This is a genomic window from Ruminococcus sp. Marseille-P6503, from assembly GCF_900604945.1.
Taxonomy (GTDB): domain Bacteria; phylum Bacillota; class Clostridia; order Oscillospirales; family Ruminococcaceae; genus FB2012.
Map to the genome: position 1 here is coordinate 455,823 of NZ_UWPB01000002.1, position 25,913 is coordinate 481,735.

The 25,913-nt window shown below is 47.0% G+C and carries 25 protein-coding genes; 16 read left to right on the top strand and 9 right to left on the bottom strand.

The window, feature by feature from the left end:
- Positions 1-57: 57 nt before the first annotated feature.
- Complete coding sequence (gene cysK / locus EIH25_RS08225; RefSeq protein ID WP_124100518.1) at positions 58-990, top strand: cysteine synthase A; 933 nt, start codon at positions 58-60, stop codon at positions 988-990.
- A gap of 82 nt (positions 991-1,072) precedes the next feature.
- Here the strand turns inward: cysK and EIH25_RS08230 are convergent, their stop codons facing one another.
- The 3 genes from EIH25_RS08230 to EIH25_RS08240 form a co-directional block, all read right to left on the bottom strand.
- A complete protein-coding gene (locus EIH25_RS08230) occupies positions 1,073-1,555 on the bottom strand; it encodes a methylated-DNA--[protein]-cysteine S-methyltransferase (protein WP_124100520.1) in 483 nt (160 codons plus the stop codon).
- A 79-nt stretch (positions 1,556-1,634) separates the two neighbouring features.
- Complete coding sequence (gene nth / locus EIH25_RS08235; protein ID WP_124100523.1) at positions 1,635-2,273, bottom strand: endonuclease III; 639 nt, start codon at positions 2,271-2,273, stop codon at positions 1,635-1,637.
- A gap of 76 nt (positions 2,274-2,349) precedes the next feature.
- Positions 2,350-2,829, bottom strand: coding sequence for a metallophosphoesterase (locus tag EIH25_RS08240; RefSeq protein WP_124100525.1), 480 nt, complete (start codon positions 2,827-2,829; stop codon positions 2,350-2,352).
- Positions 2,830-2,969: 140 nt separating this feature from the next.
- On the opposite strand from EIH25_RS08240, the gene EIH25_RS08245 reads away from it, so the two are divergent.
- From EIH25_RS08245 to EIH25_RS08270, 6 genes are all read left to right on the top strand, one after another.
- On the top strand, positions 2,970-3,221 hold the full coding sequence (locus EIH25_RS08245; protein WP_124100526.1) for a hypothetical protein: 252 nt from the start codon (positions 2,970-2,972) through the stop codon (positions 3,219-3,221).
- A gap of 25 nt (positions 3,222-3,246) precedes the next feature.
- Positions 3,247-3,843 carry a hypothetical protein gene (locus tag EIH25_RS08250; protein WP_124100527.1) on the top strand — a complete coding sequence of 199 codons (597 nt, stop codon included), beginning with the start codon at positions 3,247-3,249 and terminating at the stop codon, positions 3,841-3,843.
- Positions 3,830-4,204, top strand: coding sequence for a hypothetical protein (locus EIH25_RS08255; RefSeq protein WP_124100528.1), 375 nt, complete (start codon positions 3,830-3,832; stop codon positions 4,202-4,204). Before EIH25_RS08250 ends, EIH25_RS08255 begins: the two co-directional genes overlap by 14 nt.
- 171 nt (positions 4,205-4,375) lie before the next feature.
- On the top strand, positions 4,376-5,302 hold the full coding sequence (locus EIH25_RS08260) for a LysR family transcriptional regulator (RefSeq protein ID WP_124100529.1): 927 nt from the start codon (positions 4,376-4,378) through the stop codon (positions 5,300-5,302).
- Between the two features lie 208 nt (positions 5,303-5,510).
- On the top strand, positions 5,511-7,199 hold the full coding sequence (gene ilvB / locus EIH25_RS08265; protein WP_124100530.1) for a biosynthetic-type acetolactate synthase large subunit: 1,689 nt from the start codon (positions 5,511-5,513) through the stop codon (positions 7,197-7,199).
- A gap of 46 nt (positions 7,200-7,245) precedes the next feature.
- Positions 7,246-8,589, top strand: a complete 1,344-nt coding sequence (locus EIH25_RS08270; protein ID WP_124100531.1) for an AI-2E family transporter — start codon at positions 7,246-7,248, stop codon at positions 8,587-8,589.
- A gap of 56 nt (positions 8,590-8,645) precedes the next feature.
- Here EIH25_RS08270 and EIH25_RS08275 read toward each other — a convergent pair whose 3' ends face one another.
- Positions 8,646-9,320 carry a hemolysin III family protein gene (locus EIH25_RS08275; protein ID WP_206425696.1) on the bottom strand — a complete coding sequence of 225 codons (675 nt, stop codon included), beginning with the start codon at positions 9,318-9,320 and terminating at the stop codon, positions 8,646-8,648.
- A 316-nt stretch (positions 9,321-9,636) separates the two neighbouring features.
- Here EIH25_RS08275 and EIH25_RS08280 point away from each other — a divergent pair, with 316 nt between their 5' ends.
- Complete coding sequence (locus EIH25_RS08280; RefSeq protein ID WP_124100532.1) at positions 9,637-10,311, top strand: response regulator transcription factor; 675 nt, start codon at positions 9,637-9,639, stop codon at positions 10,309-10,311.
- Positions 10,295-11,884, top strand: a complete 1,590-nt coding sequence (locus EIH25_RS08285) for a HAMP domain-containing sensor histidine kinase (protein ID WP_243113124.1) — start codon at positions 10,295-10,297, stop codon at positions 11,882-11,884. The genes EIH25_RS08280 and EIH25_RS08285 overlap by 17 nt, the downstream gene beginning before the upstream one ends.
- An 87-nt stretch (positions 11,885-11,971) precedes the next feature.
- Here the strand turns inward: EIH25_RS08285 and EIH25_RS08290 are convergent, their stop codons facing one another.
- The 4 genes from EIH25_RS08290 to EIH25_RS08305 form a co-directional block, all read right to left on the bottom strand.
- On the bottom strand, positions 11,972-14,143 hold the full coding sequence (locus EIH25_RS08290; protein ID WP_124100533.1) for a GBS Bsp-like repeat-containing protein: 2,172 nt from the start codon (positions 14,141-14,143) through the stop codon (positions 11,972-11,974).
- 278 nt (positions 14,144-14,421) lie between these two features.
- Positions 14,422-15,117 carry a SprT family zinc-dependent metalloprotease gene (locus EIH25_RS08295; RefSeq protein WP_164489196.1) on the bottom strand — a complete coding sequence of 232 codons (696 nt, stop codon included), beginning with the start codon at positions 15,115-15,117 and terminating at the stop codon, positions 14,422-14,424.
- A gap of 290 nt (positions 15,118-15,407) precedes the next feature.
- Positions 15,408-15,968, bottom strand: a complete 561-nt coding sequence (locus tag EIH25_RS08300) for an SH3 domain-containing protein (RefSeq protein WP_124100538.1) — start codon at positions 15,966-15,968, stop codon at positions 15,408-15,410.
- Positions 15,969-16,208: 240 nt separating this feature from the next.
- Positions 16,209-17,648 (bottom strand): amidophosphoribosyltransferase, encoded by a 1,440-nt coding sequence (locus EIH25_RS08305; RefSeq protein WP_124100540.1) that lies wholly within the window; start codon positions 17,646-17,648, stop codon positions 16,209-16,211.
- Between the two features lie 287 nt (positions 17,649-17,935).
- On the opposite strand from EIH25_RS08305, the gene EIH25_RS08310 reads away from it, so the two are divergent.
- The 7 genes from EIH25_RS08310 (at position 17,936) to rpiB (ending at position 24,100) form a co-directional block, all read left to right on the top strand.
- On the top strand, positions 17,936-19,606 hold the full coding sequence (locus tag EIH25_RS08310) for a formate--tetrahydrofolate ligase (protein ID WP_124100542.1): 1,671 nt from the start codon (positions 17,936-17,938) through the stop codon (positions 19,604-19,606).
- A gap of 330 nt (positions 19,607-19,936) precedes the next feature.
- Entirely contained in the window at positions 19,937-21,106 is a 1,170-nt protein-coding gene (locus EIH25_RS08315) for a DUF3810 domain-containing protein (protein WP_124100544.1), read from the top strand.
- Positions 21,107-21,181: 75 nt separating this feature from the next.
- Entirely contained in the window at positions 21,182-21,763 is a 582-nt protein-coding gene (locus EIH25_RS08320) for a helix-turn-helix domain-containing protein (protein WP_124100546.1), read from the top strand.
- 30 nt (positions 21,764-21,793) lie between these two features.
- Positions 21,794-22,246, top strand: a complete 453-nt coding sequence (gene tsaE / locus EIH25_RS08325) for a tRNA (adenosine(37)-N6)-threonylcarbamoyltransferase complex ATPase subunit type 1 TsaE (protein WP_206425697.1) — start codon at positions 21,794-21,796, stop codon at positions 22,244-22,246.
- Positions 22,227-22,913: a tRNA (adenosine(37)-N6)-threonylcarbamoyltransferase complex dimerization subunit type 1 TsaB gene (gene tsaB, locus EIH25_RS08330; RefSeq protein ID WP_124100548.1), complete on the top strand. Its 687-nt coding sequence runs from the start codon at positions 22,227-22,229 to the stop codon at positions 22,911-22,913. Before tsaE ends, tsaB begins: the two co-directional genes overlap by 20 nt.
- 102 nt (positions 22,914-23,015) lie before the next feature.
- Positions 23,016-23,603 (top strand): GNAT family N-acetyltransferase, encoded by a 588-nt coding sequence (locus tag EIH25_RS08335; protein WP_124100550.1) that lies wholly within the window; start codon positions 23,016-23,018, stop codon positions 23,601-23,603.
- A gap of 53 nt (positions 23,604-23,656) precedes the next feature.
- Complete coding sequence (rpiB, locus tag EIH25_RS08340; RefSeq protein WP_124100552.1) at positions 23,657-24,100, top strand: ribose 5-phosphate isomerase B; 444 nt, start codon at positions 23,657-23,659, stop codon at positions 24,098-24,100.
- A gap of 306 nt (positions 24,101-24,406) precedes the next feature.
- On the opposite strand, the gene EIH25_RS08345 is transcribed toward rpiB, so the two are convergent.
- A complete protein-coding gene (locus EIH25_RS08345) occupies positions 24,407-25,702 on the bottom strand; it encodes an O-acetylhomoserine aminocarboxypropyltransferase/cysteine synthase family protein (RefSeq protein WP_124100554.1) in 1,296 nt (431 codons plus the stop codon).
- Positions 25,703-25,913 lie beyond the last annotated feature (211 nt).

Below are 25,913 nucleotides of genomic sequence, written 5' to 3' on the forward strand. Positions count from 1 at the left end.
AATTGATCGGCGGAACGGAGGCATAGCTGCGCGTACTTTTCAGGCGCAGGAAATTTTATGATACATGACAACATTCTTGAGGTAATCGGACATACGCCTATAATCAGGCTTAACAGAATGACCAGTGAAAACTCGGCGCAGGTTCTGGTTAAATTCGAGGGGCTTAACGTCGGCGGCTCGATAAAGACCAGAACCGCGTATAAGATGATTTCGGACGCTGAGGAAAAAGGACTTATACATAAGGATACCGTAATAGTAGAACCCACCAGCGGAAATCAGGGGATCGGACTTGCTCTGATAGGAGCCGTAAAGGGCTACAGAACGGTTATTATAATGCCTGATTCCGTAAGCGAGGAGCGCAGAAAGCTGGTGGCTCATTACGGAGCTGAGGTAAGGCTTATTCACGATTCGGGAAATATCGGCGACTGCATTGACGAATGTCTTAAAACGGCGCTGAAAATGGCTGAGGAGGACCCGAACGTTTACGTTCCCCAGCAGTTTGAAAATCCCGCGAATCCGCTTGCCCATAAGCACCATACGGGGCTTGAGATAATGGAGCAGATAGGCGGTCCTGTTCACGGCTTCTGTTCGGGAATAGGAACGGGTGGTACCATAAGCGGGATAGGAGAGGTGCTGAAGGCTCAGAATCCAAATATTGAAATCTGGGCGGTGGAGCCGGAAAACGCCGCTATTCTGGCGGGCGGAACTATCGGAACACATTTGCAGATGGGCATAGGCGACGGACTTATTCCCAAAAATCTTAATCTTGATATCTACGACCGTATTTATGTGGTAACTGATGAAGAGGCGATATCTACAGCGAAGGATCTTGCAAAAAAAGAGGGAATAATGTGCGGCATATCCAGCGGGACCAACGTAGCCGCCGCTTTAAAGCTCGCGGAAAAGCTGGGAAAGGGAAAAACAGTGGTAACGGTTCTGCCGGATACTGCGGAACGGTATTTTTCCACTCCGCTGTTTGAAAATGAATAAAGCTTTTTTGTCAGCAGACAATAAAAAAGGGCTTGTTTATCTGTCAGGTAAACAAGCCTTGATTTTTTATACTTCGCAGCGGTCAAACGGTCGTTTTTGATTCAGCGCCGCGCTCCAGGTCAATAAAATACTGCTTTAATTCAAATCCTGCCGAGTAGCCTTTCAGACTGCCGTTTAAGCCGACGACCCTGTGACATGGTACGATTATCAGCACGCGGTTTGCGTTGTTTGCGCTTCCCACAGCTCTGAAGGCTTTGGGATTTCCTATTTGTACCGCAATATCCTGATATGTAGCGGTTTCCCCGTAAGGAATTTTCATAAGCTGATCCCACACGCGACGCTGAAAATCCGTTCCTTTCAGATTCAAAGGCACGGTAAATTCTTTCAGACTTCCTGCAAAATAGCCGTCCAGCTCCCGTCTGCACAGCTCAAAGACGTCAGCTTCGCCTTTTTTTAGACCTATAACATGAAAATCCTTTTCAAAGCATAAATCAGTTATTCCGCCGTCTTCGCAGCACATTACCATTCTTCCGACAGGACTGTCGTATGTATTGAAAATCCGCATATCAATCCGCCTCCTCAGCAGCTTATGTTTAAGACCCGGACACGCCGCGGTCAGGTCCTGTTCCTATACCGGCATATCGTTATTTGCCGGCTTTTATGTAATCTGAGCATACGTCTGTCAAAGGACAGTCCGTACATTTTGCTCCCCTTGCCCTGCACACATCTCTGCCGAAAAGCACAAGGCGGTGACAGAAATCAGAGGATTTTTCCGGAGGGAGAATCTTTCTCAGCTCTTCCTCGACCTTCGCAGGCTCGCTGCTCCTGACAAGACCGAGTCTGCCGCATATTCTAATGCAGTGGGTATCGGTCACGACCGCCGGCTTATGAAAAACGTCGCCCATAATGAGGTTAGCGGTTTTTCTGCCTATCCCGGGAAGCGTCGTAAGCTCTTCTATAGTAGAAGGAATTTCTCCTCCGTATACGTCCCGTATTCTGCGGCACATTTCAACTATAGACTTAGCCTTTGTTTTGTAAAGTCCGCAGGGCTTTATAATTTCCTCTATATCGCCTATATCCGCCCGGGCAAAATCGTCTATGGAACGGTATTTTTCAAACAGCTCTCTGGTAACGATATTTACTCTGGCGTCGGTGCACTGAGCGGAAAGCCTTCCGGCTATCATAAGCTCATGAGGCTTTTCATAAGTGAGCGAGCATATCGCGTCAGGATATTTTTCCTCAAGACGGCTGCAAACTACGTAAGCTTTTTCCTTTTTAGTCACAAAAATCGCCTCCGTTCAGATAAAACAGCTTTCACACTGCGGCGTATGCCGGCATAGAATAATTACAGAAAGCGGTTTACAGATCCACATGACTGCAGAAAATTCCGGAATTGGTTATATCTATAAACGCATAGGAGGGCGGTTTTCCGTCACGGGGGCAGCCGGCGCTTCCCGGATTGAGTATATGGATTCCCTCCCGGTATTCATAATAGCGGCAATGGGTATGACCGAAAAGAACGACGTCCGCTCCGATTTCCTTTGCCTTGTAAAACAGCCTGTCAGCCGAGCTTTTTACGCCCCAGTTATGACCGTGGGTAAAGAATATTTTAGCCGGTCCCGCGTTAAAAATTTCGTTGTCGGGGGTCATCGAGGCATAATCGCAGTTGCCGGCAACGCTTAATATGGTTTTATCGGGGCAGCAGGCTTTTATCCTTTCAAGGTCGCGCTCCCCGTCGCCCAGAAAAATAAAGGCGTCGGCGCTGTTTTCGCATCGTCTGAAAATCTCGCGCATACTGCGGAAGTTTCCGTGAGTATCCGAAAAAGCTATTACTCTCATAGCGTGACCCTCCCCTGAATAATATCTGCCATATCAGTCAATTGGGAAAATATATCAATTATGCGCGTATGGCTATAGAATATTATTTTATATTTTATCATAATTATTTATAAATACAATAGAAAAAAGGAGAATTTTTTATGAGCAATTTAAATCAGCCTAATCCAAAAGGACTTCAGGCGTTACTTAACATAGCCTCCCAGAAGCTTGGAACCTCTCCGGAGGTGCTTCAGCGCCAGCTTCAGGACGGAACCTTTGAAAAAGCGCTCAGTACAATGCCGGGAAGCGAAGCCGCAAAATTAAGACAGGCGCTTTCAAATCCGAAAACGGCGGAAAAAATTCTGTCAACGCCGCAGGCTCAGGCAATTTACAAAAAACTGAATCAGGGCTGATCCCGGGAGCAGAGGAGGTGTCGATGTGGACGATTTGATAAGCAAGCTCCAGAACGTACTTAACGATGAGGAAAGCATGAAACAGATTCAGGAGCTTGCAGGTATGCTTTCTAATGAAGCGCAGGAAAACCGCGATCCTCCGCCCGCCTCGCCCGCTCCCGAAGCGGCTCTCCCGGCAGCCGGTCAGCAGACTCAGGGCGCTCCTGATTTTTCAAATCTTCTGTCAAAGCTGGGAGGATTGTTTTCCGGCGGAGAAGAAGCTGTAAAAAACAATGTGCCCTCTGTTTCTCCTGATCAGAGAGCTCCGGCACAGAATACGTCAGGCTCCCCTGACCTGTCATCGCTGCTTGCCGGACTGAGCGGAGCCGCGGGACAAAGCCAGCCTCAAGGCTCTTCTCAGGGCGGATTTGACGTAGGAAAGCTTCTCAAGCTTCAGACAATAATGGCTCAGGCAAACAAATCCGACAAAAACGTTGAGCTGCTGCTTGCCCTGAAGCCGCTGCTTAAGGAGGAGAATCAGGCAAAAATAGACCGGCTGGTTAAAATATTCAAGCTTTTTGCCGTTTATCCCGCATTAAAGGAAAGCGGACTTTTGGGGGGAGATTTATTTGGATTACTATAGCTCAAAGGACTTTTCCACCATGCAGGAGGAGGCTGTAAAACGGGTGCGGGAAATGCAGAAGCGTTCCCGAAGTATTGTAAACGGAGAAAATAAGTCGGCAGAGGCGAATTCAGCTCCTCACGCGCCGCCTCCGCCTTCCCCGCGGAAAGCCGCCGCCAAAAGCCGGCCCGATCCTATCCGCAGCCTTATCGGCGGCCTTACGGGGGGGAATGCCTCCGCTCCTCACAAAGGAGAGCTTTTCAATATCGGCGGAATAAAAATAGACGAGGAAAAGGCGATGATCGGTCTGCTCATCTACATATTATATAAGCAGGGCTCGGACGTTAAGCTGCTGCTTGCTCTCGGGTATCTTCTGCTGTAGCTTTTTATAATTACGTAAATTCAGCCGCCCGAAAATTGTTCAAAATGTCAAACTTTCAGAAATGCTTGTTAATTTATTGACAATCTTGTCGAAGCCATGTATAATATAATCATAACCATGCATACTTGCATATGTGAAAACTTTCATAACATAAAAAAGAGGGCGTTGACAATGAATCTGACACATCTTCGTTACATGGTGGAGGTTGAGCGGCTCGGCTCTATAACAAAGGCGGCGGCCGCTCTTTATATGGGACAGCCTAATCTGTCCAAGGCTATCAAGGAAATGGAGAGGGAGGTAGGAATACCTATCTTCAAGCGTTCCGCCAAGGGTGTTGTGGCTACTGAAAAAGGCAAGGAATTTTTACAGTATGCAAAAGCCATTCTTGTCCAGATGGATAAAATGGAAGCTCTGTATAAAGAGAATCCGGAAAACTCTGTGGATTTCCAGCTGCTTCTTCCCAGGGCAAGCTATATAACCTACGCTTTTACCGAGTTTCTTAATAAAGTCGATAAAACCGAACGAATGGATATAAAATTCAAGGAAACAAATTCGATGGACGCCATAAACGCCGTTGTCGAGTGTGAATACAATATGGGAATAATCAGGTATCCGCTGAACTACGAGGCGTTTTTCATTTCGGTACTGGAGGAGAAAAACCTTAAAGCTCAGGAGATATGGACATACGATTACGTTATTCTTATGAGCGAAAGGAGTCCGCTTGCGGGCTTGCCGGATATAACGGAGGAAATGCTGGGAAGATATATCGAGGTGCTTCACGGAGATAATATCGTTCCGAATATTTCGTCCGCCTATCAGAAAAGGGATACGGAGATCCACAGCAGCAAGCGTCACATATACGTTTATGAAAGGGGAAGCCAGTTTGACATACTAAGCTCTGTCCCTGAAGCTTTTATGTGGGTATCGCCTCTGCCCAGGGCGGTGCTGAAAAGATACGGGCTTGTTCAGCGGGTATGCGGCGGCGTGAAAAAGACCAATAAGGACCTTCTTATTTATCAGAATAATTACAGGCTTTCAAACATAGATAAAATGTTCCTTGACGAGCTGGAAACGGTAAGAAAAAATATAATTGTGTAGCCGGCAGGGCGGCGCGCCCCGGGGTTTTTCTCCCGGGGCGTTCTTTATGTGTAACAGACCGGTAAAAGCAGCAGAGACGGTCAGGGGGTCGGCGGTCAGAAATAATTTCCCTTTAAAAAACGAGCTTACGGCGTATATGCGAGTTGACAAAATACGCGGGATATAGTATAATTAAGGTTAATCTTGAATTGAAAAATGGGGGCATATTATGTTATTGACAGGTGCTGATATTATAATTGAATGTCTGCTTGAACAGGGAGTTGATACCGTATTCGGTTATCCCGGAGGATCCGTCCTGAATATTTACGATTCGCTTTATATGTATTCCGATAAAATAAAGCACGTCATTACCGCTCATGAACAGGCTGCCTGCCATGCGGCCGACGGCTATTCCCGTACCACAGGCAGAACGGGCGTTGTGATCGCTACTTCGGGACCCGGCGCTACAAACCTTGTTACCGGAATCGCCACCGCATATATGGATTCTATTCCTATGGTAGCTATAACCGGAAACGTCGCGACCTCCCTTCTCGGGCTTGACAGCTTTCAGGAGGTGGATATATGCGGTATAACAATGCCGATCACGAAGCATAATTATATTGTAAAGGACGTAACCAGGCTGGCGGACACTATCCGCGAGGCTTTCTATATCGCAAATGAAGGCAGAAAGGGACCGGTTCTGATCGACGTTCCCAAGGACGTTACCGCGGCGAAGTGCGAATATGTCAGAGCTGTGCCGAAAAAAATTGTCAACCACAATCCGGAAAATATAAACGCTCAGATAGAAGCCGCCGCCGAGCTTATTAAAGCAGCCGAAAGACCGATGATATACGCCGGAGGCGGAGTGGTTTCCTGCGACGCTGTTGACGAATTTGCGGTATTTGCCGATAAGTGCGACGCTCCGGTCTCTCTTTCCCTGATGGGGCAGTGCGCCTTTGACAATACAAAGCCCGCGTATACAGGTATGCTTGGAATGCACGGAACAAAAGCCTCCGCTATGGCGCTGGGAAGGTGCGACCTGCTTATAGTTCTTGGCTCCAGATTTTCCGACAGGGTTTTGTGCAACGCGGGGACCTTTGCAAAGAACACCAAGATCATACATATAGAGATCGACCCCGCGGAAATAGGCAAAAATATCAGCGTAGACGCTTACGTTACCGGAGATCTCAAGTATGTGCTTTCAAAGCTCAACGAAATACTTCCCGATATGAAGCATTCCGAATGGATGTCGGAAACAGCCGAATGGAAAAACAAATACGCGCTTAAAATGGTTCCGATAGAAAGCGAGGACGAGGTTCTGCCTCAGGACGTTATAGAGGAGCTTGACAGGCTTACGAACGGAGAAGCTATTATTGCCACCGAGGTAGGACAGCACCAGATGTGGGCGGCGCAGTATTACAATTTCAGAAAGCCGCGTTCCTTTGCTTCAAGCGGAGGACTTGGAACGATGGGCTACGGGCTCGGCGCGGCGATTGGCTCCAAGTGCGGCAATCCTGACAGACCCGTTATCAACATCGCCGGAGACGGAAGCTTTTTCATGAACTGCAACGAGCTTTCTTCGCTTGCGAAGCACCGTATTCCGGTTATAGAGCTAGTTTTTGAAAATAACGTTCTTGGAATGGTTCGTCAGTGGCAGAGGCTTTTCTATGGTAAAAGGTTTTCTCAGACTGATATTGACAGAGGCGCCGACCTTATCAAGCTTGCCGGCGCGTTCGGTATCGAAAGCGTTCTTATTGAGAAAAAGTCCGATATAAAGCCTATGCTTGAAAAGGCGCTTTCCTGCGGAAAGCCATGTCTTGTCGACTGCCGTATAAATAAGGACGTCAACGTTCTTCCCATGGTTCCGGCAGGCGCCGACGTGCTTGAGCCTATTATGGAAATTGATTTGTCGGAATAACTGAAGGCGGCTTTGTGTCGCCTTTTTCAGCCGAGGGGGTATCCTGTTGAAAAAAACTGATAAATTCAAGGAGCACGTTCTGCTGGTAGTAATAGGAGTCGTGCTGTTCTGGGCGCTTTTCAATTACGAAAAAATATTCCATCTCCTGGGCTGGGGAATGAGGATACTTTCGCCTTTCGTCATCGGAGTGGTGCTTGCGCTTATTTTGAACGTACCCATGAGCGCGATTGAGCGTACGATGTTCCGCCCCGACAAGAACAACAGCTACCGCAGAGTAGCCGGAAAGATCAAACGTCCCGTTTCTCTTATCCTGACGCTTATAATCTTTTTCGGCGTTATAGTTCTGGTGCTTTACCTGATAATTCCGGAGCTAATAGCGACATTTACCAGACTTTCGGAGGATATTCCGGACTTTATCAAGGACATGAGCCGGAGATTTCAGGATTCAAAGCAGCTGAACCGCTGGCTTGATGAAATGAATATCAGCAGGGAGGTCGTCACCCAAAAGCTTCAGGAGATTTTTCAGGACGGAGTTCTGATACTCAAAACGGTAAACTCCACCGTAAGCGTGGCGTCGTCGATGATATCCACCGTTGTAAACTTCTTTATCGGAATCTTTTTCGCGGTATATATGCTGCTTCAGAAGGAAAAGCTGAAAAATCAGCTTTACAGGATAACCATGGCTTTTTTTCCGAAAAGAGCGGCGGAACTGCTGTGTCATATATGCAATATGTCGAAAAGCACATTTTCAAAATTTCTTTCAGGACAGTGTACGGAAGCTTTTATACTTGGATCTCTGTGCTGTATAGGAATGTCCATACTGAAATTCCCTAACGCAGTGACTATAGGAATCCTCGTAGCGGTGACTGCCTTTATTCCTATTGTCGGAGCGTTTATCGGAGTTGCCGTCGGAGCGTTTCTCATAATGGTCACCGATTTCATGCAGGCCGTATGGTTCGTGGTCTTTATGCTTATTCTGCAGCAGATAGAGGGAAACCTTATCTATCCTAAAGTTGTGGGACAGTCGGTAGGACTTCCCTCTCTCTGGGTGCTTTTCGCCGTTACCATAGGCGGAGCTGTCGGAGGAATAGTCGGAATGTTTATAAGCGTCCCTATATGCTCTGTGCTGTACTGCCTGCTTCGGGAAGCGGTAGTCTATCTGAATACCAAAAAAGGATACGGCAGCGGCGGCGCCGGTTCTCAGGCGGCTTGCTGCGGCGCGGGGGCTCAGACGGAAGAAAAGGAAGCCGCCTCTGAAGAGGACGGCGTTAAAGTAATAAGCCGCAGTCAGACATCGGAGGACAGCGTAAAAAAATCTCAGACTGTTTCAGAAACCGAAGGCTCAGCCGGACGGATTTTTAAGAATAATAAAAAAAGAGGAAAAAAATAAGCATGAAAAAACCGGATGCTTTCCGTCATTTGAGGAAAGTATCCGGTTAATTTCATTTAGTCGTTCATTATTATCAGGAGAATTGCAAAATAGTGAAAGACGGTTCCTCCTATAGTAAAAAGATGCCATATCGAATGAAAGTATTTTATTTTCTTTAAGGCGTAAAATATAATTCCTACCGTGTAAAAAATTCCGCCCACCAAGAGAAAGATCAGCGGGATTTTATCGACAGCTTCGATCATCGGCTTTACCGCAAATACAATGACCCAGCCCATTGCTATATAGCAGACAAGCGACGGTTTACTGAATTTTTCAAGGTTTATCGAATTAAGCACGATCCCCAGTATTGCCGCGCCCCACACAACGCCGAAAAGCGCCCAGCCAAGCGAACCTCTCAGCGGAACAAGGGTTATCGGCGTATAGGTTCCCGCTATAAGCAGAAAAATGGTGTTATGGTCCATTATTCTGAAAAACTTTTTGGCCTTGCGGTTTGTAATAGCGTGATACAGCGTTGACATCGTATAAAGAATTATCATGCTTGCGCCGTAAACTGCCGAGCTGACAACGCCCCACGCGTTGGAATATATCGCCGCGAAAACGATAAGCACAACGGTTCCCGCAATCGCCAGCAGTCCTCCGGTTCCGTGAGAAACGGAATTAAAAATCTCTTCGCCCAGGGTATATCTTTTGGTCATATCCTGAGCCGGAGCTTCCCTTTTATTTTCTGTCATAAGCGACCATCCTTTCTTTTTATCTGTTCTTCACAAAAATATAGTATCACTTTTAGGCTCGTATGTCAAGATGATTTTTTGACATATGTCGCAGTTTTGCCTTGACACCGGCAAAACGCTGTGCTACAATAATTACCGAAAGGAAAAGGCGCAGGACGGCTAAATTCTGTGCTGTCCTGAAAATTCCGCAAATTTTCACAATATCTACACATAATAAAGTTATTATATAGAAAACGAATATGAAAGCAAGGCGATACTGCGCGAAGCCGTCTGACCGGGTCAGAAAGGTATTGCCTGAATATGAGGAGGTTTTAATATGCCGAGAATGCTGGTTGTAGACGACGAACCGAGGATACGGGAAATTATCAGGGAATATGCCGAGTTCAACGGCTTTGAGGTGGTTCAGTCTGAGGACGGAATGGACGCCGTTGACAGAGTGAAAAAAGAGGATTTTGATATTATCATAATGGATATTATGATGCCTAAGCTGGACGGCTATTCCGCCTGCAAGGAAATAAAAAAGATAAAGGAAATTCCGGTGATTATGCTTTCCGCGAGAGGCGAGGAATACGACAAGCTCTTCGGCTTTGAGATCGGAGTGGACGATTACGTTGTCAAGCCCTTTTCTCCCAAGGAGCTGATGGCTAGAGTGCGCGCCGTTATGAACAGGGTGAAGGCGTCGCAGAGAACCGAGGACGTTATTACCTACAAGGGGCTTTGCATTAATTTTACCGCCAGAGAGGTGACTATTGACGGAGAGCGCGTTTCAATGACGCCTAAGGAATACGACCTGCTTTTCTATCTGGTTAAGAATATGAATATCGCGCTTTCGAGAGAAAAGCTTCTGGAAGAGGTGTGGGGCTTTGATTTTTACGGCGACGACAGGACGGTCGATACTCACATAAAAATGCTCAGGAACAGTCTGGGTCCTTACCGCAATCTGATCGTTACGCTGAGAGGAATGGGCTATAAGTTTGAAAAAATTCAGTGAAATCAAAGAAAAGGTAAAGGCCAGAAAGCTTGCGATCGAGGGGAAACGTTCGCTGCGTTCGTATGTATGGATGTATTTTATATTCTTTACCGTATTTATTCTGGTGCTTATCTGGCTGTTTCAGTATTATTTCCTTGACAGCTATTACGAATCCGCCAAAATAAGGGACGTTCAGAAGGCGGCTGTAAGGATAGTACGCAATTATGACAGCGATGATATTCAGGATATTTCAAGGCAGCTTGCGTTTGACAACAGCCTGTGCGTAGTCGTCCTCGACGATTTTGGAAACGTGGAGCTGCTGGAAAACAATATCGGAAGCTTTTCATATTTCAGCAACGACCTGCAGAACAATTTCGGAATGTTTCTGTTTAAGCTGAAAAATGAATATAACAGCTCCGGTGAAAAATATATCACCAAGATCCATCAGAACGAGCATTTCAAAAGCAAGGAAATATTTTTCTGTACCGATATACAGAGCGAAGGCTCGGAAGCTCCGCTGTATCTTTTTATTGAAAGCTCGGTCGCGCCTATTGATTCGACGGTCAATATAATCAGGGAGCAGCTTATCTATATTACAATAATTCTTTTTGAGCTTGCGTTTATCGTTACGATGTATATTTCCAAAAGGCTTTCCCGTCCGATAGTTGAAATAACAAAGACCGCCAAGAAATTCGGCGCCGGAGATTATTCGGTTGAATTCAAAGCGGGAGGCTACAAGGAGATCGAAGAGCTTTCCAAGGTGCTTGACAATGCAAAGAACGAGATTCAGAAGGTTTCCGACCTGAGAAAAGACCTTATTGCCAACATATCTCACGATCTGAGAACGCCGCTTACCATGGTGAAGGCATATGCGGAAATGATAAGGGATCTGTCGGGAGACAATCCGCAGAAGCGGAACGAGCACGTTCAGATCATTATAGACGAGGCGGACAGGCTTTCCAGCCTTGTAAACAATATTCTTGAGCTGTCCAAGCTTGAAAGCGGAAATACGGAGCTTGAGCTGTCTGATTTTTCGGTGCATGAGAAGATACGCGACGTGCTTACCCGCTATACTCTGCTGATAGAAAACGACGGCTACGACATTCAGTTTATTGAAGATGAGGACAGGATCATAAGAGCCGATATTGAAAAGCTGGATCAGGTTCTGTACAATTTTATAAACAATGCTGTAAATTACAGCGGCGACGACAAACGTATACGCATAAAGCAGGTCAACAAGCCTTCCTGCGTAAGAATAGAGATAATCGACAACGGCAGGGGAATTTCAAAGGAGCTGCTGCCGCTGATATTCGACCGTTATTACCGCGATTCAAAGTATAAGCGCGACGTTATTGGTACGGGACTCGGACTTTCGATCTGCAAGGAGATACTGAAAAGGCACGGCTTTGCTTTCGGAGTACAGTCGGAGGAAGGAAAGGGCTCTACCTTCTGGTTTGAGGCAAAGCTTGCTCCCGTAAAAAAGAGCGACAAGCACAGCCAGGGCAAAAAGCCGCTTACCTATCTTCCCGCCCAGACCGAAGAGCAGGTAATGGCCGAGGAAGCCATGCACGGTCAGAACAGTGAAAAGCCATAGAGGAAAGACCCGCTAAAAAACGCGATACCGCGCCGCTCCCGAAAAGGGGCGGCGCGGTATTTTTATTAACGGATCATTATACAGGCTTCATACCCTGATTTTTATTACGTCGGAGCATATTCCGTACTGCCTTTTGCCTCCGACATTTTTAAAAGCTCTTACTTTTATGTAATTCCAGCCTGAATAGGAGGATATTTTCTGCGAAACCGCCGCAGGCTCGGTTATTGTTTTTGCCAGAGAGAAAGAACCGTCCTTGCCGGTTTTGGAAATATATATCTGATATCCGGACGAATTTTTCTGCATATTCCATTTTACCTTTATGCCGCTGCCGGAGCTTACAGCTGAAGCCTTGGTTTTAAGCGGATTTGTAACGGCGCTTATAGCTTCTGTAGCCTTGCCGTAATATACGGTTTTATCCTTGCTGTAATAGGCTCTTACCTTGTATTTGTAGGACGCGCAGGAGGCAAGCTTTGAATCCTTGTAGGAATTTGTTTTAACGTCCGCTATTCTTTTATATGTCTTTGCGTAAGGGTCGTATCTATAGACGTAATAGCCGCTTGCTCCGTTGTATTTGCTCCAGGTAAGGCTTATGTAATTTCCTCCGGTCTTTGAAACCTTTGCGTTTTTAAGCTGTGACGGACAGATTTTAAAGGTAAGCTTTTTGGTTCCGCTGTAAAGACCCTTGCCCTTTACGGTCACCTGGGCGGTTCCTGTCTTTACGTTAGCTGAATAAACCGCGGTATAGTCTATGCCCTTAACCAGCTTTCTGCTGCCGTTTTTAACAGTTATTTCAGGCTTCAAAGCGCTTCCGGTATAATACTGATCGTCAATTTTCTCAAAGGTCATATCAGCAATATCCTCGGTTACCGTTACGCTGCATTTTGCCGTTTTGCCGCCGGAGGTTTCAGCCGTTATAGTCGCGGTGCCGGCGTTCTTACCTACCACATTTCCGCCCGATACGGAGGCGGTGTTTTTATTGCTTGACGACCAGGTTACCTCGTCCGTCACATCGGACCCTTTAAGGGTGTGCTCAAGTCTGGCGCTTTGTCCCTTTTCAATTGTAATGCTCTGAACGTTCAGAGAAATTCCCGTCGCCGGAGAGATTTTGACTGTTACTGTTTTGCGGGATTTGTTTCCGTATGTATCGTAGGCGTATATACGGGTAGTATATTCGCCTGTTTCGTTGTTGTGATCCGCTGTGCTTACATAGAACGAAGCCTTTGATCCGTTTACAGCTCCGTCGTAAGCCGTTCCCGATGCCCAGCCGCTTTCAAGATCGTCCGTTGAATTCTTTGCGGTCCAGGTAGGAAATTTAACGTTTTCTATTCCCGAGCTGTCAGAAACCGTGCAGGTAACGGTATAGCCCTTGGCGGTTATTCCCGATATTTTTACGTTGGATATTTTAGGCGGCGTGGTGTCGATATAGGCGCTGAGCGTCTTTGAAGACATATTTCCGTATTTATCGTACGCTCTGATTATTGTAACGTAGGTATCGTCAAGATCTCCGAAATCTGAGGTTTTTACGGCGGAAGAAACATATCTGGACGGATTGTAAACCGTACTCCATTTTAAGGCGCTTTTGCCCTTGGATTTGGGGTATGTTCCGAACTTTACATAAGAAACCTCGGTATTATCGGTAACGTTGGCGGAAACGGTATATCCGTCTGCCGATATTTTTGAAGCCTTGGCGCCGGATATCGAGGGGGCGGACTGGTCAAGCTTCTGCTCCTCGCCGTCGATATAAAGCCTGTAGTAATAGTTTTCAGAGACGGTGCATTTTCTGTTTATTCTGGTAACGAGCTTTCCGGTTGCATAGTCTGTCCATTTGTAGTTCTGCTCTATTAGCGTAACCTCGCTGCCGTTTACTTCCTTGACGACAGCGACATGACTGTAGTCCTTATTCTGCATAATATCCCCCGGCAGAGGATTTTTTACGGCTTTAAGCTCCGCGCTGTGACCGTACATTGAAACCGACGGTTTGTCGTCCACCATATTTATATTGTAAACCGTTACGCCGTATATCTCTGAATAAAACCTTGATACATAGCCTGCGCAGCAGTAATAGCCGGTATTGCTTGTGTAGGTAACATATTCCGCGTCTACGCCCTGAAACGTATCGACGACCTGTCCGTCCTTGGTTATCTCAACCGTCTGCTCGTCATAGGCGAGAGCCTTCGTAGTACCTAAATCGGCAAGCAGGGTAAGTATCATGCATAAGGCGCAGATAAAAGCCGGTATTCTTTTCAGCGGTGTCGTCATCTCAGGTCATCCTTTCATCAGCATTTGCTGTTGCATATACAGCGGAAACTAAAATAATAATATCACAAAGGTTACAAAATGGCAACAGCTTTTGAACCTCTTCTGCGTTTTGCACAAATGCTTTTAGCCATTTCGCACAAAGAGCCCCCATAAACAGGGAGTTTGATTTCCATTGTTCGTAAATCCGAAGCTGAAGCGGTATATTACAAATTGTAACCTTGTCTGTCCGCTGATGTAATGATTGACTGACCCAAAGCGGTTTATTCAGTTTAAGGCAATTATTTTCTCATTTTTTCCCTTATCCTTTTCCATTCAGGGCAGTACCGTCCGACCAGATTCCAGAAATCCCTGCTGTGATTCATGTGGACGAGATGACAAAGCTCATGAATGATAACATAATCTATGCACTCCATATCCAGATAAGCGGTATTTAAATTAATAGATATTTTTCTGTCGGAGGAGCATCTTCCCCAGCTGCTTTTCAGACGCTTTACGCAGACGCTTGCCGGATAAAGTCCGGTTGCCGAAGTCAGATATCCGACTCTTTCAAGGATAATTTCCGTCGCTTTTTCTTCGGCGGCACGTTCCGCCTGAGCTTTTACATAGTCCTCGGTATATCCGTTATTCACAGATATTTTAAGCGTATCGTTTTCAAAAAAAGGCTTGAAATACCTGTCGCTGCGCACAAGGGAAATAAAAAAACGCCGTCCTGCCAGAAAAATACTGTCCCCCTCGCCGAAGCCGGTAAAGCCTGCGTCTAAGGTGCGGGGCTTCTGAAGATTTTTTATTATCCAGCCGGATTTCAGCCTGAGAAACTCCTCAGCTCGGGCTGCTTCGCAATGCTCCGGCAACTTTACCAGAACCCTGCCCTCTTTAATGCATATGTATAAATTTTTACGTTTGCCGCGGTCAAGTGTATACGAAAGCCGCTGACCGTTTTCAAGCGTGACTGTTCTTTCCTGCAACTGTCCCAAATCTACCACCCGTTTTTATATCAGTATCAAGACATTACCCGGCGATGACTGTCCGGCGGATTTCCGAACGGTCGCTGAGGGCTGTCCTCTTTATAAACTATTCACCGATGCCCCCGCTGAACGCCTACGGAGCTAAAGCTACTGCGGTGAGGCTGCCCCGTCGCAGCCGATGAAAAGCCAAGCTTACATCGGGCTTTGCTCCGAGTTAAAAAATAACGGGCGCAGTGATCCGCCCGTTTTATTGCAGTAATTTTAAGAATATGCCCTGACCGGAGACGATCCGGCGGCGTTTAATATATCGGAGTATCCGACAGATAACCCTCGTAAACATATCCCGTCAGCTGACCGTCAATATTCATGAAGGTGATGAGGCAGTAACCGTCAATATCCCTTTCCAGCACCGTTACCTCTATATTAGGCGACATACAGACTATCTGCTCCGCGTCCTTATTCGGCTCGGTACGCAGATAAGCGTATTCGGTGATATAGGCTTTTTCCTCAGAAGCCTCGGCAATACTGCTGTCGTCTGTGCTTTCGGAGCTTTCGGAAGCCTCGGAAGTATCTGCTTCTGACTGAGAATCGGCTTGGGAGTCGCTATTCTGAGCTCCGGCCTCGGAAGCATTCTTTGATTCGGCGGATACTTCCGTCTGAGCCGCCGACGCTTCAGGTGAAACCGTTCCCGTATAAAGCCCGTCCGGAACCGTTGACGAATTGCTTTTGAACAAGCCCTTGGCAAGCACGAATATAACGCACAGGACAAAAACGCCTACAACTATTATAGCGGCGACGCCCATGATATTTCCGGATCTTAAAGAGTCCTTTTTATCGCCGTTATTGTTACCGTTATTCATTATATAAAATCATTCCTTTTTCAGCGTTCAGCGCTTCAAATATACATATAAATATTATATATGCAAACCCCGTTTTTGTCAAGGTTGATGATCATGCTGAAACGGAGCTCAAGCGCGTTCTGACTTGAAGCGGGCAGCCCTCCTGCCTATTGACGGGACAGCAATAAAAAAGGACGACCGCAGATCGTCCTTTTTATATCTTGTTTTGCCGAATCAGGCAGTCCGCGGCGTAAATCAGAGCTATTCCTTTCCGTTCCAGCAGTAGGTACACAGACAGTCCGGGTCTATTCCAATTGACTTTATCATATCGTCAAGACGGTGATAGCGCAGGCTGGTGAAATTCAGTTCTTTTCTTATATCCTCAAGCATTTCCTGATAGTTGCGGCTGTTCGGATCGGCGTAGTCCATCAGTACCTCCTGAGAAACGTTTTCTCCCTCGCGTCTGGCAATAACGCGCTTTGCGATAAGGTCCATCTCAGAGGAGGAACGGGAGAAATTGAGATATTTGCAGCCGAAAAGCAGCGGCGGACAGGCGGGACGGATATGTACCTCCCTTGCTCCGCTGTTATAGAGAAATTCGGTGGTTTCTCTCAGCTGTGTTCCTCTTACTATGGAATCGTCTATAAGCAGCAGGCTTTTGTCCTTTATAAGCGAATCCACAGGTATAAGCTTCATTTTTGCAATGCGGTTTCGCTGCGACTGATTAGGCGGCATAAAGGAACGCGGCCAGGTAGGAGTATACTTTATAAACGGACGGGCGAAAGGTATTTTTGAATAATTGGAATAACCGATGGCATGAGCCGTTCCGGAGTCGGGAACTCCGGCGACGAGATCGGGGGAAACGTTATCCCTTTGCGCCAGCATAGCGCCGCAGTTATATCTCATCTGCTCAACGCTTACTCCCTCATAGGAGGAGCATGGATAGCCGTAATAGACCCATAAAAACGAACAGATTTTCATTTTCTTCTGCGGCTTTGATACGGTTTCAACTCCCTCAGGAGAAACAAAGACTATCTCGGCGGGTCCGAGCTCTCTCAGATGAGTATAACCCAGATTCAGGTACGCGAAGGACTCGAAGGATATACACCAGCCGGTATCCTTCTGTCCGAGGGCTACGGGAGTTCTTCCAAGCTTGTCCCTTGCGGCGTAAATACCCTTGCTTGTCATAAGCAGCAGTGTCATTGAGCCGTTGACAATTTCCTGAACGTAGCGTATTCCCTCCACGATCGAATCCTTTTGGTTTATAACGGCGGCGATCAGCTCGGTAGCGTTGACCTCCCCTCCGCTCATTTCCAGAAAGTGAGTGTGGCCGTTTTTATACACAAGATCAAGAAGCTCGTCAGTATTGTTTATCTTTCCTACAGTAGTAATGGCGTAGGTGCCGAGATGCGAGCGAACCATCAGGGGCTGAGGCTCGTAATCGGAAATACAGCCTATTCCCATCGTTCCGCTCATAGAGTTTACATCGTCGGCAAATTTAGTTCTGAACGGCGAGTTTTCTATATTGTGAATCGCTCTGTCAAAGCCCTTTTCGCCGTACATTACCATACCGGCGCGCCTTGTTCCCAGGTGAGAATGGTAATCCGTCCCGTAAAAAACGTCGTATACGCAGTTTGAAGAATCTGTGTTATCCGCACAGCCGCAGCGGCTCTTTGTAACCGCACCGAAAAATCCTCCCATTATTTCTTACCACCTTAATAAATTATTCAAGACAGTACCGCTGAAAATCGTCAGGTACAGTCTTTATAAACCGGAAAATACCTCCGGACCGATAAGCTACAAACTAATTATAACTCATAAAAATCCTATTTTCATTATATATTTGTAAATTATCGCATTTGGTTTAACAAGCGCAGCGGTAAAAATTTATAAAATCCACTGGAAAAAAGACCGGAAATGTGATATAATAAAAAGCACATGGATTATGCTGTTATATATATGAGTAATTTTTGAAAGGGTGTTCTTAAATGCTGTCAGATATTGAGATCGCAAAGCAGGCGAAAATGAAGAAAATAACGGAGATTGCCGCTGAGCTGGGGATTTCCGAGGACTATCTGGAATCCTACGGTCATTACAAGGCAAAGCTTTCCGAAGAGCTGTTTACCAAGCTGAAGGATAAAGAGGACGGAAAGCTTATACTTGTGACCGCTATCAACCCCACTCCGGCGGGAGAGGGCAAGACGACCGTTTCCGTAGGGCTTGCACAGTCTATGGCGAAGATCGGCAAAAAGGCGATCCTTGCGTTGAGAGAGCCGTCGCTGGGACCTGTTTTCGGTATCAAGGGAGGCGCCGCCGGAGGAGGCTACGCTCAGGTGGTTCCTATGGAGGATATCAATCTTCACTTTACGGGGGATATGCACGCTATTACTGCCGCAAATAATCTTCTCTGCGCGCTTATAGATAATTCTATGCAGCAGGGCAATCCTCTCAATATAGACCCGAGGAGAATTTTGTTCAAGCGCTGTCTTGATATGAACGACAGATCGCTGAGAAATATAGTCATCGGCTTAGGCTCTAAGGTAAACGGTATTCCCCGTGAGGACGGCTTCCAGATTACCGTTGCGTCGGAGATCATGGCGATTCTGTGCCTTGCCTCCGATCTGTCCGATCTGAAGGCAAGACTTGAAAGAATACTTGTGGGATATACCTATGACAACAAGCCTGTTTACGCAAAGGAGCTGAACGGCTGCGGCGCAATGGCGGCTCTGCTCAAGGACGCTCTGAAGCCTAATCTGGTTCAGACGCTTGAAAATACTCCCGCGATAATGCACGGCGGTCCGTTTGCGAATATTGCTCACGGCTGTAATTCAGTACGGGCGACAAAGCTGGGACTGAAGCTGGCGGATTACTGCATAACCGAAGCGGGCTTCGGTTCGGATCTGGGAGCGGAAAAATTCTTTGATATAAAGTGCCGTTTTGCCGGATTAAAGCCAAGCTGCGTAGTGCTTGTCGCTACGATAAGGGCGCTTAAATACAACGGCGGAGCTGCCAGAAACGAGCTTACAGAGGAAAACGTCGGAGCGCTGAGAAAGGGTATAGTCAATCTTAGGACCCATATTGAAAATATGCGCAAGTTCGGAGTTCCGGTAGTAGTAGCAATAAACCGTTTCCAGTCGGATACGGAGGCGGAGATCGCCGTGATCGAGGAAACCTGCCGTGAAATGGGCGTAGAGTTTTCGCTTGCGGAAATTTTCGCAAAGGGCGGCGAAGGCGGAACGGAGCTTGCCGAAAAGGTCTGCGATACCATTGAACGCTGTGCGGCGGATTTCAAGCCGATTTACGACGAGAAGCTGCCGATAAAGGAAAAGCTCGATATTCTGGCAGGAGAGATCTACCGCGCCGACGGAGTGGTTTACACCGCTCAGGCTGAAAAGGCCATTGCTCAGATCGAGGAGCTGGGCTTCGGAGATATACCGGTATGCGTTGCAAAGACTCAGTATTCGCTGTCGGACGATCCTGCAAAGCTGGGCAGACCTGAGAATTTCAGTATTACCGTAAGGGATCTGAAGCTGTCGTCGGGAGCGGGCTTTGTGGTGGCTTACACAGGCGATATCATGACAATGCCCGGTCTGCCTAAGGTTCCTGCCGCCAACAGGATCGACGTTGACAACGACGGAAACATTTACGGGCTGTTTTAAGCGCGGTATTCGGACAGAGGAGGATAAACCGCCGGAGCTGCTTTAATCTAATAAGCGGCGGCTTTGCATACTTTGTCCGATGTATTGCCGGAAGCTGATATATTGATAAATAGAGCGGTTGCGGATCGTTCCTGCAGCAGATGTTCGGCTTGGCAGGGGACGGAGCGTGACCGCTTGGTTTCGTTCAGGTCGGCTTTGCCGAAAAGCGTGCCGACATCGGCGGTTTCCTTGACAAAAGCGCGTGTTTATGGTACATTATTAACTGCAAGGCGTTGTTTTTATACAGAGCCGTCTGCTTTGGGACGGAAATAAAATCAGGCGGTCAGAATATTGAAAGGAGGAGCGTTTTTCCCGACGGGAAAACGGTCAGAAATGAAATCCATAAAATCAGTAAAAAAACCGACATGGATATTATTGGGACTTTTTGCTTTATGTATAGTTCTTAATGTGACAGCATGGATTTCGACGTCGTTCTGCGATTGGTACAGAGCATATATTTTCCCTGTATGGACCAATACCTACGGGCGTTTTACCTCCCTTTTCCCCTTTTCCTTCGGAGAAATACTTATATGGGCGGCGGTCATAGGAATACCGGCTTCTCTCATTCTGCTGGCCGTGCTGCTGATAGCGAAAAAGGGAAAGAGAAGGAGGATCGGTAGGATATACGCTTTTACATATCTGTGGATAATCGCCTTTATAGCGGTTACGGAAACGCTTAACTGCTTTATTCTTTATCATTGCTCAGCTTTTGCGCAGACCTACGGTATTCCTCAGGAGAAGTACACCGCCGCTCAGCTTACAGAGCTTTGCGATTATCTTACCGAGCAGACCAACGAACTGTCGGCGCGGGTTCAGAGAGATGAAAACGGCAGCTTTGTTCTGACCGCCGATCTTGACGAAACCGCTGAGAAGGCGATGAAAAAGCTGGGAGAGGACTATTCAGGGCTTTCCGGCTATTATGTAACTCCGAAGCCGGTAATGTATTCTTATTTTATGAGCCAGCAGTATCTGATGGGGATATATTTTCCTTTTACTATGGAGGCAAATTACAACGATGAAATGTACGCTTCAAATCTTCCTGATACCGTCTGCCATGAGCTTGCGCATACAAAAGGCTTTATACTGGAGGATGAAGCCAGCTTTATCGCGTTTCTCGCCTGCTCGCGGAGCGATAATATTGAATACAGGTACAGCGGCTATCTTAACGCGCTTAAATATGTTTTGGGTCAGATAAGTGAAAACTGCGGCGACGAAACGGAGGCTAAGGCATATTCAAAGCTTGACGCAGGAGTAATTGCCGATATTAACGGCAACTCGGGATACTGGCAGTCGGTTCAGGAAAGCGACGAAGGTCTTATTTCAAGCAAGACAGTGGCTGAGGTTTCAGATAAGGCGATGGAGGCTTCCCTGCGGCTTAACGGCGTGGAGGACGGAAAGAAGTCTTACGGAAGAATGGTGGATCTGCTGCTTAACTATTACTTTATGAACAAAGAGTCCTGACTCTGCGGAGCGTAGGTTGAAAAAATCACGGTAATGCCATATACTTAAAATACAATGTTTTAAGGAGAGCGCGTTATGAATTACATTTCAGGAAAAACGATAAAAGACCTGAGGGAAAGAAAGAGCCTTACGCAAAAGCAGCTTGCCCAAAGGCTTATGGTAAGCGACAAGACCGTTTCAAAATGGGAGACAGGCAGGGGACTGCCGGATATAACCATGATAGAGCCGCTTGCCCGTGAGCTTCAGGTTTCCGTAGCGGAGCTGCTCGCGGGGGAATGGTCGGAAAACTCAAACAGATCCGCTAATATGCTTAAGGGCAGATTTTATGTATGTCCTATGTGCGGAAATATAATATTTTCCTGCGGAGAAGGCTCCTTTTCCTGCTGCGGTATAACCCTTCCTCCTCTGGAGCCGGAGGAGCGGGACAGCAGTCATTTTATTTCAGCCGAGCAGATCGAATATGAGCATTATATAACCCTTGAACACCCCATGGAAAAGGATCATTATATTTCATTCATCGCCTGCGTTACCGATTCAGACGTCTGCATTGTAAAGCTGTACCCGGAGCAGAATCCCGGGGCGAGATTTAAAATGCGCGGTTCGTGCGCTGTCTTTGCTTACTGCAACAGGCACGGGCTTTATAAAATAAAGCTGTAGGTTTTTAACCTGCCTGATAAAGAGGAAAGTATGAAAAACTCTATTGAAATTATTACGGCTTCTCCCGAGGAAACAATAAAGCTCGGGGAAAAAATAGGCTCGCGGCTCAGAGGCGGCGACTGCGTTGCGTTTAAAGGCGGACTGGGCGCGGGAAAGACTACTATTACCAGAGGAATATCCATAGGAATGGGTCTGGGGGACGAGGTGACCTCGCCTACCTTTGCGCTAGTGAACGAATACCGGGGCAAGGGGACGTCGCTGTGTCATTTTGATATGTACAGGATAACCTCATACGCGGATCTGGAAACCACTGGCTTTTATGATTATATGGACGAGGACGCGGTGCTTGCAGTTGAGTGGAGCGAGAACATTGAAAGCGCCCTGCCGGAGAATCCGGTGGTTATCGAGATACAGAGGATAGACGAAAATACTAGAAAATTTATTATTGCCGGAGATGAGCGTTTTGACGATATTGGGAATTGACACGTCGGGAAAGGTCGCGTCCTGTGCCGTTATGAGCGGTGATAAGATTCTATGCGAGAAAATTCTCTACACCAAGCTTACCCATTCGCAGGTCATTCTGCCTATGGTAAAGGAGGTAATGAGCGGCTGTGAACTAGGCTGGAAGGATATTGACGGTATTGCGGTCGCGAACGGTCCCGGCTCGTATACGGGTCTGAGGATCGGAATCGCGGCGGTAAAGGGAATATGCATGGGAGCGCCGGGTATAAGGTGCGCCGGAATTTCCACGCTTGAAGCTCTTGCCTATAACTGTCTGGCGTTTCAGGGGCGTATAATTCCCGTTATGAAGGCTCGTCCCAAGGTGGTTTATGCCGGAGATTATTTTTCCGACAGAGGAAAGCTTGTCCGTCTTGCGGAGGACAGGGTTGCCGGCGAGGAGGAGTTTTTCGCGGCGCTTGACACGTCGGAGAAAATCATGCTTACGGGAGATCACTGCGCCGAGATCAAGAAAACGTATTTTGCCGGCAGTGAAAACGTAATACTTGCTCCCGCGGCGGACAGGCTTCAGAAAGCAAGCTCGCTCTGCGCGGCGTTTATGAACGCGCCTCAGTATGAGGCGCCGCCTGATAAGCTTATGGCAAGCTATTTGCAGGAAACAAAAGCCGAAAAGGACAAGGCGCACCGATAGTGCCTGTGCCTCAGGGATCAATGCGCTTACCTCTTGTCCTGTCTGCTTATGACTGTGAGTAAGAAACCTGACTCAGAGGAATATTTTACGGAGGAATCGGATATGAATACGCCTGAGCTGAAAACGGAAAGACTGATATTGAGAAAATTTACTAAAGAAGATATTGAAGCGCTCTATCTTCTGCTCAGGGATGAGGAAGTAAACAGGTTTCTGCCCTGGTTTCCTTTGAAAAGCATGGAAGAAGCGAAAGCCTTTTATGAAGATCGGATCTCAGCCGAATACAAAAAGGACAGCGCCTATTATTATGCGGTCTGCCTAAAAGAAGATAATTATCCTATCGGCTATATTAAAACAGATACCGACGACAGCTTTGATTTCGGCTATGCGCTTCGCAGGGAATACTGGCATAGGGGAATCGTTACGGAAGCGGGAAGGGCGGTTGTGGAGCAGCTTAAAAAGGATTCTGTTCCGTATATTACAGCAACCCATGACGTCAGCAATCCGCGCAGCGGAGGAGTTATGAGAAATCTGGGAATGAAATATCAGTATTCTTATGAGGAGCAGTGGCAGCCTAAGAATTTCTTGGTTACTTTCAGAATGTATCAGCTGAATCTTGACGGATGCGAGGACAGGGTTTACCGCAAATACTGGAAGCTTTACGACAGGCATTTTATAGAATCGGACGTATAGCCGGAAAATGCCGAACGTTCAAAATGATAATAGATTTTACGGAGGAAAAACTTATGAAAATTGCTATCGGAAACGACCATGCCGCTCCCGGGCTGAAGCTGGCGGTGATCGAGCATTTGAAAGAAAAAGGTATCGAGTATGTGGATACCGGCTGCGGTATAAATGAAAAATGCGACTATCCCGACGCGGCAAAGGCGGTATGCGGCAAGGTTCTGAGCGGCGAATGTGATCTGGGCGTGCTTATCTGCGGAACAGGCGTAGGAATGTCGATAGCGGCTAACAAGATAAAGGGAATACGGGCGGCCTGCTGTTCGGAAGTCTTTTCCGCAAGACTGACCAGAGAGCATAACGACGCTAACGTTCTCTGCTTCGGAGCAAGGGTTGTAGGAGAGGGCACGGCGCTTGACCTTGTAGACGCTTTTGTGGAAACCGAGTATTCCGGCGAGGAAAGGCATGAACAAAGAATAGCCAAGCTGAAGGCGTTAGAAGATATTTGACTGACAGGGAAATTGTCAGCCGTCGTATATAAATGCCCGACAGGCGAAAAACTATGATATAAAATGAACAGCCTCCGTTTTTCCGACGGAGGCTGTTCGTTTTACTGTGACCAAAAAATTTAATTCGGAGCAAAGCCCGATGTAAGCCTGGCTTTTCATCGGCTGCGACGAAGCAACTGCGCCAAACGCTGTCTTTTGACAGCGAAGAGCTTCTAGCTCCTCAGGGTTTCAGTTGGGGATTAATTCCCCTGCTGAAAGACTGATATGTCCCCGCCTTCTTTAGAAGGCGGGGACATAGACGCTAGGTTATATTGAATCAAAGGCTTCCTGCAAATCATAGATCAGATCGTCTATATGCTCTGTTCCTATAGACAGTCTTATGGTATTGGGCTTTATGCCCTGCTCTGCAAGCTCCGCCTCGCTCAGCTGGGAATGAGTAGTGGTAGCGGGATGTATCGCGAGAGATTTAACGTCGGCAACGTTTGCAAGCAGAGAGAAAATCTGAAGCTTGTCGATGAACTTCTTTGCCTCGGCAGCGCCGCCCTTGATCTCAAATGTGAAGATGGAGCCTCCGCCGTTAGGGAAATACTCATCGTAAAGCTTTTTGTATCTGCTGTCGGGAAGGGAGGGGTGATTTACTTTTTCAACCTTTGGGTGGCTGGAGAGAAATTCAACAATTCTTTTTGTATTTTCGATATGCCTTTCTACTCTCAGCGAAAGCGTTTCAAGACCCTGAAGGAAAATAAACGCATGAAAGGGCGAGAGGGTCGCTCCCGTATCTCTCAGCAGCACCGCTCTTATTTTTGTTATAAACGCGGCTTTTCCGGCAGCCTTTGTAAATGAAACGCCATGATAGCTTGGATTAGGCTCTGTAATTGACGGGAACTTTCCGCTTGCTTCCCAGTCGAAGTTGCCGCTGTCGATAATAACTCCGCCGATAGCCGTTCCGTGACCGCCGATAAATTTCGTGGCGGAATGAATGACAATATCCGCTCCGTACTCGATAGGTCTGAGGAGAAACGGAGTTGCAAAGGTGCTGTCCACCACCAGCGGGATTTTATACGCGTGAGCCGTATCGGCGACCTTTCTTATATCAATGAGATTTGAATTGGGATTTCCCAGACTTTCGATATATATTGCCTTTGTGTTTTCCTGTATGGCGTTTTCAAAGGCTCCTTCCTCGTCCGGGTCTACAAACGTCGCGGTTATCCCGTATTCCGGCAGGGTGTGGGCAAGCAGATTGTAGGTTCCGCCGTAAATTGTTCTGGCGGCAACTATATGATCTCCGGCGTGAGCCAGATTCTGGATAGTATATGAGATAGCCGCGGCTCCGGAAGCGACCGCCAAAGCGGCTACACCTCCCTCAAGAGAGGCTATGCGCTTTTCAAAAACGTCCTGAGTAGGATTTGTCAGTCTTCCGTAAATATTTCCTGCGTCGGTAAGATTGAATCTTGCCTCCGCGTGAGCGCTGTCGTGAAAAACGTAAGATGTTGAAGCGTATATGGGAACGGCTCTTGCGTCTGTAGCCGGATCCGCCTGTTCCTGTCCAACATGAAGCTGTCTGGTTTCAAAGTGAAGATTTCTTTCGCTGATCTTGCTCATTCTTTATTACCTCTTTTCTCAGTATCTTCCGATAAGCTGCCGTTATCGGACAAATCTGTTATTATTCTAAGCCGGCGCGTTTGTTTTATTCGGAAAACGGCACATTCGCCCGCTGAGCTTTACCTGAAACCGGTATTTCAGAAATTCCATTTTATTCTCTCCTTAAATAATCATATTAATCCTATAAAATTACTATGCTTTTTTATATAAT